Source organism: Streptomyces sp. AF1A (assembly GCF_047340315.1).
Classification (GTDB): Bacteria; Actinomycetota; Actinomycetes; order Streptomycetales; family Streptomycetaceae; genus Streptomyces.
In genome coordinates, this window is sequence record NZ_JBLEBI010000026.1 from 40,729 (window position 1) to 58,522 (window position 17,794).

17 protein-coding genes and 1 riboswitch are annotated in these 17,794 nt (G+C 72.0%); of the genes, 10 read left to right on the forward strand and 7 right to left on the reverse strand.

The features are described from left to right. Position 1 precedes the first annotated feature (1 nt). The 7 genes from ACLU3S_RS11395 to ACLU3S_RS11425 all read left to right on the forward strand — a co-directional run bounded on the left by ACLU3S_RS11395 (position 2) and on the right by ACLU3S_RS11425 (position 7,360). Positions 2-1,378 (forward strand): FAD-binding oxidoreductase, encoded by a 1,377-nt coding sequence (locus tag ACLU3S_RS11395; RefSeq protein WP_413951673.1) that lies wholly within the window; start codon positions 2-4, stop codon positions 1,376-1,378. 26 nt (positions 1,379-1,404) lie between these two features. After that, entirely contained in the window at positions 1,405-2,463 is a 1,059-nt protein-coding gene (locus tag ACLU3S_RS11400) for an amino acid--tRNA ligase-related protein (protein WP_413951656.1), read from the forward strand. Positions 2,464-2,478: 15 nt separating this feature from the next. After that, complete coding sequence (locus ACLU3S_RS11405; protein WP_413951657.1) at positions 2,479-3,792, forward strand: MFS transporter; 1,314 nt, start codon at positions 2,479-2,481, stop codon at positions 3,790-3,792. Then, complete coding sequence (locus ACLU3S_RS11410; protein ID WP_413951658.1) at positions 3,789-4,934, forward strand: cytochrome P450; 1,146 nt, start codon at positions 3,789-3,791, stop codon at positions 4,932-4,934. Before ACLU3S_RS11405 ends, ACLU3S_RS11410 begins: the two co-directional genes overlap by 4 nt. Before the next feature lie 54 nt (positions 4,935-4,988). After that, positions 4,989-5,717, forward strand: coding sequence for a thioesterase II family protein (locus ACLU3S_RS11415; RefSeq protein WP_413951659.1), 729 nt, complete (start codon positions 4,989-4,991; stop codon positions 5,715-5,717). Next, positions 5,714-6,544, forward strand: coding sequence for an SDR family oxidoreductase (locus ACLU3S_RS11420; protein ID WP_413951660.1), 831 nt, complete (start codon positions 5,714-5,716; stop codon positions 6,542-6,544). The genes ACLU3S_RS11415 and ACLU3S_RS11420 overlap by 4 nt, the downstream gene beginning before the upstream one ends. A gap of 195 nt (positions 6,545-6,739) precedes the next feature. Beyond that, the gene (locus ACLU3S_RS11425; protein WP_413951661.1) at positions 6,740-7,360 is read left to right on the forward strand and encodes a histidine phosphatase family protein; all 621 of its coding nucleotides are present in this window, start codon (positions 6,740-6,742) and stop codon (positions 7,358-7,360) included. A 222-nt stretch (positions 7,361-7,582) separates the two neighbouring features. On the opposite strand, the gene ACLU3S_RS11430 is transcribed toward ACLU3S_RS11425, so the two are convergent. From ACLU3S_RS11430 to ACLU3S_RS11440, 3 genes are all read right to left on the reverse strand, one after another. Then, positions 7,583-8,335 carry a CbtA family protein gene (locus tag ACLU3S_RS11430; protein WP_413951662.1) on the reverse strand — a complete coding sequence of 251 codons (753 nt, stop codon included), beginning with the start codon at positions 8,333-8,335 and terminating at the stop codon, positions 7,583-7,585. A gap of 22 nt (positions 8,336-8,357) precedes the next feature. Further along, positions 8,358-8,579, reverse strand: coding sequence for a CbtB domain-containing protein (locus ACLU3S_RS11435; protein ID WP_413951663.1), 222 nt, complete (start codon positions 8,577-8,579; stop codon positions 8,358-8,360). 36 nt (positions 8,580-8,615) lie between these two features. Then, a riboswitch (cobalamin riboswitch) is annotated at positions 8,616-8,761 on the reverse strand. A gap of 112 nt (positions 8,762-8,873) precedes the next feature. Continuing rightward, complete coding sequence (locus tag ACLU3S_RS11440) at positions 8,874-9,839, reverse strand: LysR substrate-binding domain-containing protein (protein WP_413951664.1); 966 nt, start codon at positions 9,837-9,839, stop codon at positions 8,874-8,876. A 95-nt stretch (positions 9,840-9,934) separates the two neighbouring features. Between ACLU3S_RS11440 and ACLU3S_RS11445 the strand changes: the two genes are divergently transcribed. Then, positions 9,935-11,032, forward strand: coding sequence for a YeiH family protein (locus tag ACLU3S_RS11445; RefSeq protein ID WP_413951665.1), 1,098 nt, complete (start codon positions 9,935-9,937; stop codon positions 11,030-11,032). A gap of 156 nt (positions 11,033-11,188) precedes the next feature. On the opposite strand, the gene ACLU3S_RS11450 is transcribed toward ACLU3S_RS11445, so the two are convergent. The 4 genes from ACLU3S_RS11450 to ACLU3S_RS11465 form a co-directional block, all read right to left on the reverse strand. Further along, positions 11,189-11,869: a lysoplasmalogenase family protein gene (locus tag ACLU3S_RS11450; protein WP_413951666.1), complete on the reverse strand. Its 681-nt coding sequence runs from the start codon at positions 11,867-11,869 to the stop codon at positions 11,189-11,191. Between the two features lies 1 nt (position 11,870). Continuing rightward, entirely contained in the window at positions 11,871-12,704 is an 834-nt protein-coding gene (locus ACLU3S_RS11455; protein WP_413951667.1) for a sterol desaturase family protein, read from the reverse strand. Between the two features lies 1 nt (position 12,705). Next, positions 12,706-13,419, reverse strand: a complete 714-nt coding sequence (locus ACLU3S_RS11460) for a FadR/GntR family transcriptional regulator (protein ID WP_413951668.1) — start codon at positions 13,417-13,419, stop codon at positions 12,706-12,708. Positions 13,420-13,556: 137 nt separating this feature from the next. Beyond that, a complete protein-coding gene (locus ACLU3S_RS11465) occupies positions 13,557-15,023 on the reverse strand; it encodes a PHB depolymerase family esterase (RefSeq protein ID WP_413951669.1) in 1,467 nt (488 codons plus the stop codon). A 414-nt stretch (positions 15,024-15,437) separates the two neighbouring features. On the opposite strand from ACLU3S_RS11465, the gene ACLU3S_RS11470 reads away from it, so the two are divergent. Together ACLU3S_RS11470 and ACLU3S_RS11475 are read left to right on the forward strand one after the other, a co-directional pair. After that, entirely contained in the window at positions 15,438-16,265 is an 828-nt protein-coding gene (locus ACLU3S_RS11470; protein WP_413951670.1) for a 3-hydroxybutyrate dehydrogenase, read from the forward strand. Positions 16,266-16,437: 172 nt separating this feature from the next. Next, on the forward strand, positions 16,438-17,794 hold a 1,357-nt coding region (locus ACLU3S_RS11475; protein ID WP_413951671.1), incomplete at its 3' end, for an MFS transporter.

Below are 17,794 nucleotides of genomic sequence, written 5' to 3' on the forward strand. Positions count from 1 at the left end.
CATGCCCCTCCACGACCGCCCCGGCCTTCAGGTGCCCGCCCACTGGCTCCGGCCCGGCGCGCCGGACTACGACACGGCACGCCGCATCTGGAACGGCATGCACGACCGCCGGCCCGCCTTCGTCGCCCCGTGCAGCAACCCAGGCCAGGTCTGCGAGGCCCTGCGCTACGCCGCCCGCACCGGCCTGGAGATCACCGTGAGGGGTGGCGGTCACAACGTCGCCGGCACCGCCGTCGCCGACGGCGCCCTTATGATCGATCTCTCGCCCATGCGGACCGTCACCGTCGACCCGGTCGCCCGCATCGCGCAGGCCGGCGGCGGCTGCCTGCTCGCCGACCTGGACGCCGCCACCACACCGCACGATCTCGCCTGCCCGGCCGGCGTGGTCTCCCACACCGGCCTGGGCGGCCTCACCCTCGGCGGCGGCTATGGATGGCTCGCCCGCAAATGGGGCCTGACCTGCGACCATCTCCTGGCCGCCGAAGTGGTCCTGGCGGACGGCTCGGTCGTCGAGGCCACCGAGGACGACCACGCCGACCTGCTGTGGGCGCTGCGCGGAGGCGGCGGCAACTTCGGCATCGTCACCCGCTTCACCCTCCGCCTGCGACCCGTCGGCCCCGTCCACTACCACACCGGCATCTACCCCCTGGCCGCCGCGCAGGACGCGCTGGCCGCCTACCGGGACTTCGCCCCCAGCCAGCCCGACGACCTGCACACCGTCGGAGCCCTCAAGCACGCGGGCACCGCGGACTGGATCCCGGCCGAACTCCACGGCCGGCCCGCCCTGTTCCTCACCGCCGCCTGGTTCGGCGACCCGGACGACGGACCGGCCCACACCGCCCCGCTCTTCGACACCACCGGCCCCGCCGCCACCCTCGTGCGACGCATGTCGTACGCGGAGCTCCAGAGCCTGGGCGACCACGGCGAACCCGCCGGCCACCGCTACTTCACCAAATCCTGCTACCCCACCGACCTCACCCCCGAGACGGCCGCCGCGTTCATCGCCGCCGCACAGGAGATCCCCTCCGCCCTGTCCTCCATCGACTTCGAGTACCTGCGCGGCGCCATCGAGCACGTCCCCGAAGAGGACTCGGCGTTCCCGAGCCGCAGGGCGCCCTACATCTTCACCGCCTCGTCCCAGTGGACCGACCCACAGCAGGATGCGCGGAACATCGCCTGGCCCCGGCGCAGCATCGAGCGCCTCGCTCCGATGTCCACCGGCGGCGCCTACGTCAACTACCTCCAGGACGAGGCGCCCGGCCGCGTCCTCGAGGTCTACGGCACCCACCGCCACACCCGCCTGGCCGCCGTGAAGAAGGCATACGACCCCGCCAACACCTTCCGGCGCAACCAGAACATCCCGCCCACGCCGTCCTGACGCCCATACTTCCCAGGAGAACCCACATGGTGCAGCAGACCCAGTCCCTCGCCCTTGTGAAGCCCCCCGCCGTCCACTCCAGCAATGCCCCGGACGCCTTCGTCACGGTCCTGCGCTCACCGTGGTACGGCCTCGTCGCCGACCTCTACGACGTCGTCGAGCGCACCACCGGACACTACGCCCGCTCCCGGGGCCTGAAGAATCTGCCCTTCCCGCTCACGACCCGCACCGTGACCTGCCCGAACGCATTCGGCAGCGACTCCGAGCCCGTGCCCGTGACGGTCCTCGGCGTGGACACCTTCCTGCCCGACAGCATGCAGTTCGCCCTGGAGTACGGCTGCCGGCTCGCGCCGGGCGGCTGCTACAGCATCCTGCCCTCCTACCGGGGCGAGACCCCGGACGAGACGCACCTCAACCAGTACACGCACAGCGAGGCCGAGATCCCCGGCGGCCTCGACGACATGATCAGCTACGTCGACGGCTACGTGAGGGCGCTCGCCACCGCGATCCTGGACGAACACGGCGACCGCATCGCCCAGCTCCGCGGCACCACCGCCCACGTCGAGCGCATGGCCGCCCGAGGAGCCCCCTTCGAACGCCTCACCTTCGACGAGGCCGTCCGGATCGTGGGTGACGTGGACGGCTGTGTCCGCGATGAGGGATCATGGCGCTCGCTCACCCGCCAGGGCGAACGACTGCTCATGCAGCGCGTCGACGAGTTCGTCTGGGTCGACCACTTCGACTCGCTGGCCGTGCCCTTCTACCAGGCCTTCGGTGACGACGCCGGACGGACCGCCCGCAACGCCGACCTGTTCTTCGGGCTCGGCGAGATCGTGGGGGGCGGCGAACGCCACTCGGACATCGAACTGCTGCGCAAGTCGATGGCCCTGCACGACATCAACGAGCAGGAGTACGCCTGGTACGTCCGCATGCGCAAGGACCTCCCCATGGTCACCTCCGGCTTCGGCATGGGCATCGAGCGGTTCCTCATGTGGGTCCTGTCCCACGACGACATCCGGGACATCCCGCTCATGTCCCGGCTCAACGAGCACCCCGCCTTCCCCGACGCGGTCACCCGCCCCTAGCAGAAAGCCATCAGCGTGGAGACGAAGAACGCCGACGACACCGCCAGCACGCGCAGACAAGGGGGTGTCCTCGGCCAGCGGGACTTCAGGCTTCTGTGGATCGGCGAGACCGCACGCGGCATCGGCAACAGCGTCACCGCGGTGGCCGTCCCCCTCGTCGCCGTCGTCACCCTCGACACCAGCGCCACCGCCGTAGGCCTGCTCAGCGCCGCGGTATGGCTGCCCTGGCTCCTGGTCGGCCTGCCCGCCGGAGCCTGGGTGGACCGGATGCGGCGCCGCCCCCTGCTCATCGCGTGCGCCGTCCTCTCCGCCGTCCTCTACGCCACCGTCCCGGTCGCGGCCTGGCTCGGCGCGCTCACCTTCGGCCACCTCCTCGCTGTCGTGCTGATCTGCGGCATCGCAGCCGTCTTCGTCCGCACCGCCGTGCACAGTTACCTGCCGACCGTGCTCACCGAGGCCGACCTCCAAGAAGGCAACGCCCGCATCAGCGCCAGCGAATCCGCGACCGACGTGGTCGGCAAAGGTCTGGCGGGCCTCATCAGCCAGGCCTTCGGAGCCGTCACCGGCCTCCTCCTCGACGCCATCACTTTCGTCCTGTCCGCACTCTGCCTCACCGGCATCAAGGCCAGGGAGACGAAACCGGAACAGCCCGACCAACCCATCCCGCTGGGCCGGCAGATCGCCGAAGGCCTGCGCTTCGTGTTCAGCGACCGCTACCTGCGCCCCATCGTCACCTACGGCGCGCTGGTCAACTTCGCGCTCCTGGGATACCAGGCCGTGCAGGTCGTCTTCCTCGTGCGCACCGTGGGCGCCGGCACCGCGACCGTCGGCGTGCTCCTCACCGCCGGCAGCATCGGCGGCATCGTCGGAGCCTCCGTCGCCCCCGCCCTCGGACGGCGCTTCGGCACCGCTCGTGGCATGCTCGCCACCCAGCTGCTCACCGGGCCCTTCGCCCTGCTCCTTCCCCTCACGACATCCGGCGCAGGCCTGGCGTTCTTCGCCCTCGGCACCTTCGTCCTCGGCTTCGGCATCGTCACCTGCAACGTCGTCCTGGCCTCCTTCCGCCAGACCTACTGCCCGCCGCGCATCCTCGGCCGTGTCGTCGCCACCACGATGGTCCTCAACCACAGCACCATCCCGCTCGGCGCGCTGATCGGCGGCTTCCTCGGCGATGCACTCGGCCCCCGGCCCGCCATGTGGATCATGACCGCCGTTCTCGCCCCCTGCGGGCTCGTCCTCGCCCTCGGCCCCATGCGCTCCCAGCGAGACCTGCCCACCACACCACGGCCCGATCCCGCCCCCGACACCCAGGAGGAGGAACACGCGTGACCACCGAAGAAGCGACCTCATCGGTCCGCTACTACCAGGACCTCGGCTGCTGGGTAGTCTGGGGCCGGGACCAGGTACAGGCTGCCCTCCAGGATCCGCACCTGTCGTCCGAGACCCTGGACGCCGTCAACCTCAGCTACCTTCCTGCGGACATGCACGGGGAGTGCGCCCACCTCATCGAGACCATGCGCCGCTGGTTCGTGCTTCTCGACGGCAAGGCGCACACCGAGGCCCGGCGCGCCATCCAGCCGATGTTCTCTCCCCGGCGCATTCGCCGGCTCGAGGAGACCATCCACGGCATCCTCGAAGAGGAACTGGACAAGTTCGCCCGCTCGGAGCGGCACGACGCCATGCCGGACCTCGCGGACAACATCTCCGCGCGCACCATCGCCCTGCTGCTGGGACTCCCCGCCGACCAGGGAGACCTCCTCCACACCTGGGCCCGGCCCCTTGCCGACTTCCTCGCCGTCTCCTACCGGCCCGACTACGCGCGCGCCGCCCAAGCCGCTCTGCGCGAGATGGCCGACTTCATCAGGAACGCGCCCGACGAAGGCGGCGAGTCCATCTGGAACCAAGCCCAGGGAAGCGAGTGGGACCGGCTCGCGACCTCGTCCATGGTGATGTTCGGCGGCCTGGAAACCACCGCCGGCATGATCGGGCTCGCCCTCTGGCACATGCTCGGCAACGACCTGGCCCACACGATCGCGGCCGCCACCGACGACGAACCCGCCAAGGCGGTCGTCGAACGCGTCCTGGAGCTCTATGCCCCGCTCGGACACGTCGCCCGCCTCGCCACCCAGGACACGACCCTCTCCGGCCACGCCATCGCCAAGGACGACGTCGTCCTCGTCTCCCTCACCGGCCGGGACCTCTTCGACCACTCCACCCCCACAACCCCGCTCGAACAGGGCACCGACCATCACCGGTCCGACCACGTCGCTTTCGGATTCGGCATGCACTACTGCGTCGGCGCCCCGCTCGCCCGGCTGACCGTGACCAAACTCCTCACCTTGTTCGCCCGACGCTTCCCCAACGCCACGGTCAGCGAGGTGAACTGGCGCGTGAACAAGACCTTCCGCGGCTTCGACCGCCTCGTCCTCGACCTGCGAGCGCCCACTCCGGCAGCGCTGCCGCAGCGCTGACACCACCCCGTGTCTTCCCGACCGTCGCACAACCCGAAGGAAAGGGTGCGCCGTATGCAGCCGACCGCACTGATCTGTCTGCCCTTCGCAGGAGCAGGCGCCTCCTTCTTCAAGAAGTGGCAGAAGGACGCACCAGACGGCATCCGCATCACCGCCGTTCAGCTGCCAGGCCGCGAAGAACGGTTCCTCGACGACCCCGTCGCTGACGCCTCCGCCGCCATGGACGAGGCCTGGGACCGGGTGGCGGCCGAGCTGGAAACCGCCGAACGCGCTGTCGTCTTCGGCCACAGCCTCGGCGCGGTCCTCGCCTACGAACTCGCCCACCGGATCGCCGACCGAGGGCCGGTCCCTCTGGAGCGCCTGGTCGTCAGCGGCTCAGCCGGCCCCTGGAAGCCACGCACCAACCGGGCTACCGGACTGAGTGACGAAGAGTTCCTCGCCCGCGTCCGCGGCTTCGCCGGCTACGCCCACGAGGCCATGCAGAACCCCGAGATGCTCGAGCTCCTCCTCCCCGTCCTGCGGGCCGACGTCGAGATGCACGAGAACTACCGGCCCTCCACCGACACACCCCTGAAGGCACCAATCACCGCTCTGCGGGGAACCGACGACGAACTTGTGGACGCAACTCAGGCCGCTCAGTGGGCCGACGCCACCACCGCCGCCTTCACCACCGCCGAACTCCCCGGCGGACACATGTACCTCACCCAGCACGGCCCCGGCGTTCTCCGCCTCATCGCCGCCCAGCTGGACGACGCCCACGACCTCGGAGCAGCCCCGCGATGACCGGCCGACTCGACGGCAAAACCGCTCTGATCACCGGCGCCGCCCGCGGTCTCGGCCGGGCGACAGCCGTGGCCTTCGCACGGGAAGGCGCCGACCTCGCCCTCCTCGACGTGGCCGAGAACCTGCCTGGCGTGCCGTATCCCCTGGGGTCGGCCAGCCAGCTCGAGCACACGGCAGACCTGTGCCGCAAGGAGGGCGCCGCCGTACTCGTCCACCGCACAGACGTACGGCACCTCGACCAGGTCCAGGATGCGGTGGAGACCGCGACAGCCCGGTTCGGGCACCTCGACGTCCTCGTCAACAACGCCGGCATCGCCGCACCGTCGGGTAAGGCCACGCACGAGATCGAGGAGGACGAATGGCAGCTCATGCTCGATGTCGACCTCTCCGGGGCCTGGCGGCTGATCCGCTGCGTCGGCGGACTCATGGCCCAGCGCAAGACGGGCAGCATCATCAACATCACCTCAACAGCCGGCCTGGTCGGCTACCGCCACTTCGCCGGATATGTCGCTGCCAAGCACGGACTCGTCGGTCTCACCAAAGCAGCCGCCCTGGACTACGGACCCCACAAGGTCCGCGTCAACGCCCTGTGCCCGGGCTCGGTCCGCGACGCCCCCCATGTCGAGGGCCGCATGCTCGCCGAGATCGCCCGGTCCCTGGACGTACCCGTCGACGAGCACGAACAGATCTTCATGCGGGACCAGCCCATGAACGCCCTCATCGAACCCGAGGACGTCGCCGACTCCGCGGTCTGGCTGGCCTCGAACGAGAGCCGGCAGGTGACCGGGGCTGTGATCACTGTGGATGGAGGCTTCTCCGCTCGCTGACCCCGCGTACCACCCCTCCCCCCTCGTGATCCCGGCGCTCTTTCCCACCGGGCCGACGTCGGACGAAGCTGTTCTCGCGCACCCGTCAACGGCATCCACCCCTGGGGCACCCGGCCGTCGGCCCGGACCCGCGTCCGCGGATGCTGTACGCGGCGGACACCCTCGTCCCATGACACCGACAGCAGGAGCAGCCACGTGACCAGCCGCGTCGCCTTCGTCTCACCCGCCACGAGCGCCTCGCTGCGGCGGGCCCTGTTCTACGACGGAGACTCGATCGACGACCTCGGCGCGACCCGCGCCCGAGCGGCCGCCGGGTCGCTGCCCGTGCCCGCGCACGTGGTCGCGTCCCCGAGTGTGCGCTGCCGGGAGACGGCGGCCGCACTCGGCCTCGACGGCGTGGCGACGCCGGAGTTGGACGGCCTGGACGTGGGCCGCTGGCGAGGTCGCGCGCTGGAGGCGGTCGCGGCTGCCGAGCCGGACGCCGTGGCCCGCTGGCTCACCGACCCGGGCAGCGCACCGCACGGCGGCGAGTCCGTGCAGGCCCTGTGCGAGAGGGTCGCGCGGTGGCTGGAGGGAGCGGGGGCCCTCGAGGGTCGTGTGCTCGCCGTGGTCGAGCCGGAGGTGGTGCGGGCGGCGATCACTGAAGCGCTGGACCTGCCCGCCGCTGTCTTCTGGCGCCTCGATGTGGCACCGCTCACGGTGACCGAACTCAGCGGCCGGGCCGGGCGCTGGAATCTGCGGCTGGGGCGCCCCCTGGCCGTGCCGGACGCCGACGGGAACGCGGCCGCCGGCGTTCCGGACGCGGGATGCCGGTGACGGCGCGGCAGCGCCGCCGACCCGCTGCCTCACGGCCACCGGGGAGGATGCGGCACGGCCGGGAGTTGTGACCGCTCCGTTCCTCTGCCCCCCGGCCGGGTGGTTCGCGTCCGGCCGAGCCGCCTGCCGAGCCGTACCCGCTCTTCCGTGCGACTCGCTGTCCAAAGAACGCCAGAGGGCTCTTCGGATGATTCCGATGAGCCCTCTGTGGTCCGGAAGGAATCAGTGCGCGGCCGGAACCCCGTTGCCGCCCGGGGCTGTTGCCGGCTTGGGGTTCAGCAGGCATTCCGCCAGTTCACCGAAGAGCAGGCCGAAGCCGGCCCACAGGACGGACTGGACGGCCAGCGCGGAGAGCCGGAAGCGCCACAGCAGGGTGGCCGGGAAGTCCTTCGGCACCTCGTTGACGACGGGCAGGAACGCGTAGGCCAGGCCGACCAGCGCGGCGAACGCGGCCACCGCGACGACCGTGGCCCACCAGGTGCCCAGGTGGGGCGCGAGGCGCTTGCCCAGGATGGTCGCGAACACCGCGAGGAGCACGCTGAGCAGCATCATCAGGAAGTACAGGGCGGTCCGCCTGCCGATGGTGTCGGGCTCACCGACCGAGGGCGGGTTGGCCGGGTACTTCAGGAACGGCACGACGTAGACGGCGAGCAGGGCGCAGCCGGACAGCAGCAGCGCGGTCGCCCGCGGAGTGAAGCGTCCGACGCGGCCGAGCGCGACGCAGTAGGCGAGCGCGGCGATGCCGCCGAAGGCGACGCCGTAGACGAGGACGCCGGTGGCCAGACCGGCGGTGGACTGCAGGGAGCGGGAGACGACCTCCATCTCGTGCTCGTGGGAGTGGGCGTCCTCGAAGGCGATCGCCCTGTCGACGCTCGGCTCACCGAGGAGGTAGGCCACGACGAGGGCGAGCACGCCGGCCGCGAGGCCGGCGAGCATGCCCCGCACGAGGAGGCCCCTTACCGTTGCCGAGTTCATGAGCGTGTGCTCTCCCCCGGGCTCAGTGGCAGGGGAAGCCGAGCAGGTGACGGGCGTCGTGCACCCACTCGTGGACGCCGGTGCCGTTGAACACGGAGGTGGCACCCTGCTCGGCGCCCACGAAGTAGAGCAGGACCAGCATCAGGATGCCGAAGAAGACCGCCCAGGGCGCTATCGCCTTCAGCGGAAGCTTGGCGGGGATGGCGGGAGTGGTGGCTGTCGGCTGAGCGACGGTCTGCGCCATGGCAGAACCTCCTCTGGGAGTTCGCGTCCCATCTCGGTGGTGCACAGGACGACGGCCACGGGTCTGACTCACGCAACGCCCCAGGAGGGCGCCCCGCATACAGTGGCGCGACCGTGCCGGATTCCCACCGGCTTCCGTCTCGCCGTCGTCGATATCGGACAGACCGTACCGTGTGGCGTGGGCGCGGCCAAGACCGCGTCCGCCCGACGTGATCTTCCTCATGGGCTTTTGGTGGACGCCCGCACGACGAAGGCGCGCGTGTCTTCCCTCGGGCCGGTTGCCCGCCGGCAGGCTCTACGTGAGGGGCCGGCGCTCGCCGGTGGCCTCGCGGCGTGCCACTGTGACCAGCTCCGCCGCCGGGCCCACCAGGCGCCGCCCGGTCGGCCAGACCGCGCGCAGGTCGCGCGTGAGGTCGACGCCCGCGACGTCCACGCCGATCAGCCGGCCCTCGGCGATGTCGCCCTGGACGGCCAGTTCGCTCAGGACGGACGGCCCGGTGCCGGCGATCACCGCGCCGCGCACGGCGGCCGTCGAGCCGAGCTCCACCAGGGGCCGCACGCGTTCGCAGCCGGCCAGGTGCAGGGCGCGGTCCAGGGTCTGCCGGGTGCCGGAACCGCTCTCGCGCAGCACCAGCGGCGCACGGGACAGCTCCTGTGCCGACAGCGGTTCGCGTCGCCGTGCCCACGGGTGTGCGGGGTCGACCACGACGACGAGCCGGTCCTCGGCCACCTGCCGCGTGGACATCACGCGGGACAGGTGGGGCCCCTCGATGAACCCGACGTCGGCCTCGCCCGACTCGACCAGCTCGGGCACGTGCCCGCTGTTGGTCACCTGCAGCCCGATGTACAACTCGGGCCGACGGGCGCGCAGTTCGCTGATCCAGGCCGGCAGCAGGTACTCCGCGATGGTCAGGCTCGCCGCGACGCGCAGTTCGGCCTCCCGCCGGTCACGCAGCCTGACCGCCCCGGCGAGCAGTTCGTCCAGCTCGTCCATGACCCGCCGGGCGTGTCCGGCGACCACCTGCCCGGCCAGCGTCAGCCGGGAGCCGCGGCGGGTCCGGTCGACCAGCACCAGCCCCAGCCCGCGTTCCAGCGTGGACAGCCGGCGGCTGGCGGACGGCTGGGAGATCCGCAGCCGCTCGGCGGCCCGGCCCAGGCTCCCCAGGTCGGCCACGAGGACGAGGAGCCGCAGCGACTCCAGGTCGGGCGTGCGCGGGGGGACGGGGACGGGACGGGAAAGCGGCGCCGAGGAGTCTGTCACAGCGCCAGCGTATGAGCCAGTCATGCGTCTGCGCTATGACCTCCTGCTCGATCGGGGACTACAGAGCGTGCGTCGCGCCGCCCAGGATGGTGATCATGAAGGACGCCAGCCTCCCCCGATCAGCCACCACCCGCCCTCCGCGCCTGGCCGCGCGACTTGCAGGCTTCGCCGGCCGGCTGCCCGGGCTCGCCCTCGCCGTCGGTGTCGCCCTCGTCGCAACCGCGGTCGGCCGCCTGGCACCCGTCGTCGGCGGGCCGGTGAGCGGAATCGTGCTCGGCGTGCTGGTGGCGCTCGCGGTGCGTCCCGCGGACCGGCTGCGGCCAGGCATCGCCTTCGCCGGGCGCGAGGTGCTGCAGGCCGCGGTGGTGGTACTGGGTGCGCAGCTCTCCCTGGGCCAGGTGCTGCGGGTCGGTGCCGGCTCGCTGCCGGTGATGATCGTGACCCTCGCGGTCTGCCTGGCCGCGGCGTACGGGATCGGGCGCCGCCTGGGTGTGGTCCGCGACCTGCGGACGCTGATCGGCGTGGGCACCGGCATCTGCGGCGCCTCCGCGATCGCCGCGGTCACGCCGGTCATCGGCGCGGCCGAGGCGGAGGTGGCGTACGCCGTGTCCACGATCTTCGTCTTCAACATCGCCGCGGTGCTGGCCTTCCCCGCCCTCGGGCATCTGCTGGGGCTGGGCCAGCACGCGTTCGGCCTGTTCGCGGGCACCGCGGTCAACGACATGTCGTCGGTGGTCGCGGCCGCCACCACCTACGGCGGCCCGGCGGCCGACTACGCGGTGGTGATCAAGCTGACCCGCACCCTGATGATCATCCCGGTCTGCCTCGGCCTCGCCGCCCTCGCCCGCCGGCGCGCGCGCACGGCGGACGCGGCGAACGACGCCGACGGGGGCGGTCCCGCGCGTCATCGTCCCGGCCCGGTGCGCGTGGGCCGGCTGGTGCCGTGGTTCCTCACCGGCTTCATCCTCCTGGCGGGCGTGAACACGGCCGGCCTCGTCCCGTCCCGCGCCCACGCCCCGCTCGGCGCGCTCGCCGTCTTCCTGATCACCGTCGCCCTGTCCGCGATCGGCCTGTCCACCGAACCCTCCCGGCTGCGCCGGACCGGCCCCGCACCCCTGCTGCTCGGCGGCTGCCTGTGGCTGGTGGTGTCCGCCACCAGCTTGGCCGTCCAGTTCCTGACCCGGTACCTGTGACCGCCGCGCCGGGAACGACGCACAGCCCCGCCGGCATCGGCCGACCCCGGGCGGGCACGCGACGCGGCCCTCGGCCGAAGCGCTCCCGACGACGTGTTCCACCGCGAGGGCCCTGCGGTGCGCCGAGCAGCCTCGCGAACGGCGCGGCGACGGGCGTCAGTCGCTCGCGCGGGTCACGAACGTCCCCCGGCGAGCAGTGGGCGTCCCCTCGGACCGGCGTGCCTGCGCGGTGGTGAACGCCGTGGTGATCAGGGCCAGGGCGAGCGTGTACGACAGCATGACGAGAACGGCGCGCCCGGGGAAGCCGGCCCCCGCGGCTCCCAGAGCGACGAGCAGGTCCGAGCCGATGAACACCAGCCCGCCCCAGGCCGCCCGGCGTCCCAGCACACGCGCGGTCAGGGCCATGGTGACCAGGGCCGCCGCGTAGACGGCCACCGCGGTTCCCAGGACCGGCCCGAGCGCGGGGGCGAGGGCGGCGACCGCGGTGGCCCACACGGCGAGGTGGACGGCGCACAGCAGGCGGCGGGGACGCAGATACCGCAGGGCACCGGCGCGCAGGAACGCGGCCGTCCAGCACAGTTGCGCGCCCAGGAAGAAGGCGATTCCGACGCCGAAGGCCGCCCGGCCGGGCAGTATGAGCGCCACGTCACCGGCGGTGGCGCAGCCGAGGCCGGCCAGGACGGGAACGTGCCGGGTGCCGGTCAGGCGCCACAGGTGTACGGCGAGCACGGGTGCCAGCAGCGGCTTGGCGACCCACTCCAGGAGCGGCGGGCCGGTCGCGACACCTGCGATGTCGAGGGCCGCCAGCGCGGCGAAGACGACGATCAGCGGTGGCACGTCAGGCGTCCGCCCTCGGTGCCCAGCCGGGCGGCCCGAACAGATACCCGGCACGGTCGCGCCAGCGGCGGGCCGTGCGCACGTCGTGCCAGGCGGCGGCGAACTCGTGGAAGGCCACCCGCACCGGGTTGTAGGTGCCGATGTTCTTGGTCAGGCCGTACACCACGCGCACGCCCTCCGGCTCGAAGGTGCCGAAGAGCCGGTCCCAGACGATGAGGATGCCGCCGTAGTTGCGGTCCAGGTAGACGCTGTTCGAGCCGTGGTGGACGCGGTGGTGGGACGGCGTGTTGAAGAACCACTCCACCGGCCGCCACAGCTTGTCCACCCGCTCGGTGTGCAGGAAGAACTGGTAGACGAGGCTGAAGGCCTGCTGCAGCAGGATCATCCACGGCGGCACGCCGAGCAGCGCCAGCGGCAGCCAGAAGGGCAGACCCGTCATCGGTGTCCAGCTCTGGCGCAGGGCGGTCGAGAGGTTGAAGCGGAGGCTCGAGTGGTGGACCACATGGCTCGCCCACAGCACCCGCACCCGGTGGTGGGCGCGGTGGAAGGCGTAGTACGCCAGGTCGTCGCCGAAGAACAGCAGCACCCACGTCCACGCGGAGGACGGTGACAGGTGCCAGGGGGCGACGGCGAAGAGAGCCGCGTACACGACGATCGTCACCGCCTTCCACGGCACCGCGACGACCTGGCTGCCGGCGCCCATGGACATGCTGGTGACGGTGTCCCGCATCTCGTAGCCGCGCTCGTCGTCGTCCGGGAGGAAGCGGAAGGACAGCGCCTCGACGACGACGAGGAGCACGAACGCGGGTATCGCGTAGACGACGGCCGGGATCATGTCAGCGCACCGCCTTCCGGGGCGTGGCGGGCACGCTGCGGGACAGCAGTTCGCGCGCCAGCCGTTCGGCCGCCTCGGCCTCGCGCGCCGCGATGTGCGCCGCCAGCCGCTGATGCGCCTCGATGTCGAGGAGTTCCGCGGTCCGCAGGTCGTCCGGCACGTCCGCGACCGGGAGCGTGCCGCCCACCAGGCTGTTGAAGGCCAGCAGGTAGGCGATGTTCCCGGAGCCCTCCACGATCAGCCGCCACCAGGCGACGTCGGCGTCGCCCAGCTCGGTCAGGTCGGGCCCGGTGCACGCGTACCGGCCGGCGGCCCCGACGATCTCGCCGGCGGCCTGAGCGGAGCACCGGATCGCGCACAGCCGGGCCGCGTCGGCGCCGATGCAGGCCCGCATCTCCAGGGCGTCGCGGGCGAGATCCGCCACCGAGGGCCCGGCGTCGGCCGCCGCGATGCCCATGGCGAGGTCGAGTCCCGCGGTGTGCCGCCAGTCCAGGACGAGCGTGCGGCCGCCGTGGCTGACCTCCACCAGCCGTGCCTGCTGCAGCCGTTTGACGGCCTCGCGGACGGCGTGCCGGTTCACCCCGAACTCGGCTGCCAGGTCCCGCTCGGCGGTGAGCGCGGCCCCGGGCGGGAGTTGCCCGCCGAGAATCCTGTCGCGCAACAGGGCGAAGAGCTGGTCGGAGACGGCCTCGCGCCGGATGGGTCCCTCGGTCATGGCGCTCAGGGTGAACCCAACGGGCTCACTGGTCAACTGGTTGGACCAGTGTTTCCGCCCCGGATTCCGCGCGAGCGGCACGGGCGTGGCCTGCGCCGGGCCGGCGGTTCCCGGCGCAGGCGCGGGTCATCGCCGGTTCAGCAGCCCGAGTCGGCGATGACGAAGTAGCCCGGGGAGGTCTCCTTCAGTGTGTGGGTGATCGCGACGTTGTACAGGCCCATGTTCTGGTTCGAGCCGTTGGCGTAGGTGTAGCCGCCGCTCTGGTGGGCGCGTCCGGCCTGCACCTGGCTGTAGTTGTCGGCGGTGTAGCACTGGGGCGCGGAGCCGGTCGTCGTGGCCGTGACCGCGGCGGACGAGGCGCCGACGGCGCCGGAGGCATCGACCGCGGCGACCGTGTAGCTGTAGGAGGTCGCGGCGGACAGTCCGGTGTCGGTGTACGCGGTGCCCGTGACCGAGCCGGCCTTCGTGCCGTTGCGGTAGACGCTGTACGAGGCGGCGCCGCTGACGGGGTTCCACGACAGCGAGGCGCCGGTGTCGGTGGTGCCGGTCACCGTGAGGCCGGACGGGGCGGGCAGGGAACCGGTGCCGCCCTGGCCGCCGCTGCCGTCCAGGCCCCAGAACTTCGCGGTGTAGTAGCTGGAGCAGATGGAGTTGAGGTAGTAGGTCCCCGTGCTGCCGCACTGGTCCGCGCCCGAGCCGGGGTTCACGGCAAGGCCGTGCGCCATGCCCCGGACCGAGAACAGGGCGACGGCGGGTTCGCCGGTGCTGTCGTCGTAGATGCTCTCGGTGGTGCCGCCGGTCAGGTTCCGGGTGCTGGAGGCGGTCTGGCCGATGCCCCAGGCGTCGGTCCACTGGTCGCGCAGCTCGGTGCCGTTGACCGGGGAGACGGTGGTGTCGGAGGAGCCCTGCCAGATGGCGACGCGCGGCCATGGTCCCGAGTACCCGGGGTAGGAGGCGCGGACCTTGTCGCCCCACTGCTTCGGGGTGAGGTTCTGGCTGCTGTACTGGCAGCCGGAGGCGGCGGCCTGGGTGGTGGCGCACTGCGCGGGGAGGCCGGAGTCGACGGAGCCGCCGGCGAAGACGTCCGGGTAGTCGGCGAGCAGGTCCGCGGTCATGCCGCCCCCGGCGGACAGACCGGTGACGAAGATCCGGCTGCGGTCGGTTGCGTACTGCGCGGCGGCGGTGTCGACCATCTGCAGGATCGAGGCCGCCTCGCCCCTGCCGCGGGTGTCCTTGGCCGAGTCGAACCAGCTGAAGCAGGACAGGCTGTTGTTGGCCGGGCCGGTCTGCGGGTAGACCACGGCGAAGCCCCACTGGTCGGCGAACTTCTGCCAGCCGGAGTGTGTGTGGTAGTCGCTCGCCGACTGGGTGCATCCGTGCAGAGCCACCACCAGCGGTGCGCCGGCGGGGAGGTTGGCGGGTGCGTACTCGTACATCGCCAGGTTGCCGGGGTTCGAGCCGAAGCCGGTGACCTGCTGCAGGGTGCCGGCGGCGGCCGCGCTCGGGGCGAGGGGGGTCACGGCGGTCAGGGCGGCGGCGAAGGCGCCGAGTGCGGCGGCCAGTGCGGTGCGCCGGAAGAATCCGCGCCAGGTGGGGTGAGGCATGGGGGCGACTCCGGTGGGTGGTGGGGAGTGGGGGGGAGGCGCGGGCGCGGTGCGCCGCCCGGTGCCCGTCCCGGTGGCGGGCCGGCGCGGCATCCGGCCGCGTCCGGCCCGCTGTCGTACCGGCTTGCTGGGAGCGGACCGTACGACCGGCCGGCCCACCCGGGTATGTGACGGGCAGCCAGGACCGCGGTGCCAGGCGTGGCTCGTCCACCCATGGTCTCGGCGGCAACGCTGTGACATGCGCAAAACCGTGCGGGCGGGCGTACCCGCCCTTGTCGCGCATGTCGGGCGGCCGGGAACCGCCGGTGCGGCCACCGGCCGCCCACTCATGGTGGCGAGGCCCATTCTCTTCCGCGGAAATATGTCGGCGGCCCACGTGTCTCAGCTCATGGTTCCTCCCTACCGTGTTCGGCCATGGACAGCACCAGGAGCTCCGCCGAGGGCTCGCCCCAGCATCCCGAGCCCGGCGCCTTCGCCGCGTACGGGCCGCCCCCGACCCGCTTCCTCACCGGCCGCAAGGTCCTGGTCACCGGTGCGGCCAGCGGGATCGGCCGGGCCTGTGCCGAGGGCTTCGCCGCGGCCGGTGCCGAGGTCTATGTGGTGGACCGGGCCGCCGAGGCCGCCAAGGAGGTGGCCGAGGCGGTCGGCGGCACCGCGATCGTGGCCGACCTCTCCGAGGCCGATGCCGTCGACGCGCTGCCGGACGACTCCGACATCGTGGTCAACAACGCGGGTCTGCAGCACGTCGCCCCCGTGCACGAGTTCCCTCCGGAACGCTTCACGCTGATCCAGCGGGTGATGGTCGAGGCGCCGTTCCGCATCCTGCGCCGCACCCTGCCCCACATGTACGCGCGGGGGTGGGGGCGGATCGTCAACATCTCCTCGGTGCACGGCCTGCGGGCCAGCGCCTACAAGTCGGCGTACGTGACGGCGAAGCACGCGCTGGAGGGCCTGAGCAAGGTGGTCGCCCTGGAGGGCGCCGAGCACGGCGTGACCAGCAACTGCATCAGCCCCGGCTATGTCCGCACGCCGCTGGTCGAGGAGCAGATCGCCCACCAGGCGCTCGCCCACGGCATCCCGGCGGCGGACGTGATGGACCAGGTGTTCCTGGAACGCACCGCGATCAAGCGCCTCATCGAGCCGTCCGAGGTCGCCGGGGCGGCCCTGTGGCTGTGCACCGGACACACCGGATACATCACCGGCAGCTCGATCCCCCTGGACGGCGGCTGGACGGCTCACTGACGGCACGGCAGACAACTCTCGCCCATCGGCTGAGGCCGGCCGGCGCGGCACCCGCGCGCCGCTGCCCCCGGCGCACCACCCGACGAACTCCCCCGGGCCCACGCCCCCGTCCCCCAGCGTCGGCCGGCTCCGGAGGTTCCGCTCCCCTCCCACTGCGAAAACGGTGACAACCATGCCCAGCGCTCACAACGCCGTGAACGACCCAGGCACCTCCGCAAGACCGGGCGGTCTGCGCAAGATCGTCGCTGCCAGCCTGATCGGCACGACCATCGAGTGGTACGACTACTTCCTCTACGGCTCGGCCGCCGCCCTGGTCTTCGGCCGGGTGTTCTTCCCGGACTCGGACCCGCTGACCGGCACCCTGCTGTCCTTCCTCACCTATGCCATCGGCTTCGCCGCCCGCCCGATCGGCGCCGTGGTCTTCGGCCACTTCGGCGACCGCCTCGGACGCAAGAAGCTCCTCGTCATCAGCCTGCTGATGATGGGCCTGTCGACCGCCCTGATCGGCTGCGTCCCCGGCTACCGCACGATCGGTGTCGCGGCCCCCCTGCTGCTGACCACCCTGCGCCTGATCCAGGGCTTCGCCCTCGGCGGCGAGTGGGGCGGCGCCGTCCTGCTGGTCTCCGAGCACGGTGACGCCAACAGGCGCGGGTTCTGGGCCTCCTGGCCGCAGGGCGGCGCACCGGCCGGCAACCTGGTCGCCGTCGGCGTGCTCTCCCTGATGACCACCGTGCTCAGCGACGACGCGTTCGACTCCTGGGGCTGGCGGGTGCCGTTCCTGCTCTCCGCCGTGCTGGTCATGATCGGTCTGTGGATCCGGCTGTCCGTCGACGAGTCCCCGCTGTTCAAGGAGGCGCTGGCCAAGGCTGAGCGGCGCAAGGTGCAGGAGCGGGCCGAGCAGTTGCCGTTCGTCGCGGTGCTGCGCAACCACTGGCGGGACGTCCTGGTCGCGATGGGCGCCCGGATGGCCGAGAACATCTCGTACTACGTGATCACCGCGTTCGTCCTCACCTACTGCGTCGACCACCTCGGGATCGACAAGCAGACGTCCCTGAACGCCGTACTGATCGGCTCGGCCGTGCAGTTCTGCCTGATCCCGCTGTTCGGCGCGCTCTCCGACCGGGTGGGCCGCAAGCCCGTGTACCTGGTGGGTGCGGTCGGCGTGGGCCTGTGGTCGTGGGCCTTCTTCGCCCTGCTGGACACCAAGTCGTTCCCCGCGCTGGTGCTGGCCGTCACCGTCGGGCTGATCTTCCACAGCGCCATGTACGCGCCCCAGGCGGCCTTCTTCTCCGAGCTGTTCGCCACCCGGATGCGCTACACCGGCGCCTCCATCGGCGCCCAGCTCTCCTCGGTGGCGGCCGGCGCCCCGGCCCCGCTGATCGCCACCGCGCTGCTCGGCTCCTACGGCAGCTCCGCCCCGATCTCGGTGTACGTCGGCCTCGCCGCCCTGATCACCGTTTTCGCCGTCCTCGCCTCCCGCGAGACCCGCGGCAGGGACCTCGCCGCGATCGAACCGGAGGGCACCGTGG

Coding starts and splice junctions, on each gene's coding strand:
- ACLU3S_RS11470 (WP_413951670.1), top strand. CDS start 15,438: ATGGACAGCACCAGGAGCTCCGCCGAGGGCTCGCCCCAGCATCCCGAG.
- ACLU3S_RS11460 (WP_413951668.1), bottom strand. CDS start 13,419: ATGACCGAGGGACCCATCCGGCGCGAGGCCGTCTCCGACCAGCTCTTC.
- ACLU3S_RS11415 (WP_413951659.1), top strand. CDS start 4,989: ATGCAGCCGACCGCACTGATCTGTCTGCCCTTCGCAGGAGCAGGCGCC.
- ACLU3S_RS11435 (WP_413951663.1), bottom strand. CDS start 8,579: ATGGCGCAGACCGTCGCTCAGCCGACAGCCACCACTCCCGCCATCCCC.
- ACLU3S_RS11465 (WP_413951669.1), bottom strand. CDS start 15,023: ATGCCTCACCCCACCTGGCGCGGATTCTTCCGGCGCACCGCACTGGCC.
- ACLU3S_RS11420 (WP_413951660.1), top strand. CDS start 5,714: ATGACCGGCCGACTCGACGGCAAAACCGCTCTGATCACCGGCGCCGCC.
- ACLU3S_RS11455 (WP_413951667.1), bottom strand. CDS start 12,704: ATGATCCCGGCCGTCGTCTACGCGATACCCGCGTTCGTGCTCCTCGTC.
- ACLU3S_RS11400 (WP_413951656.1), top strand. CDS start 1,405: ATGGTGCAGCAGACCCAGTCCCTCGCCCTTGTGAAGCCCCCCGCCGTC.
- ACLU3S_RS11395 (WP_413951673.1), top strand. CDS start 2: ATGCCCCTCCACGACCGCCCCGGCCTTCAGGTGCCCGCCCACTGGCTC.
- ACLU3S_RS11430 (WP_413951662.1), bottom strand. CDS start 8,335: ATGAACTCGGCAACGGTAAGGGGCCTCCTCGTGCGGGGCATGCTCGCC.
- ACLU3S_RS11445 (WP_413951665.1), top strand. CDS start 9,935: ATGAAGGACGCCAGCCTCCCCCGATCAGCCACCACCCGCCCTCCGCGC.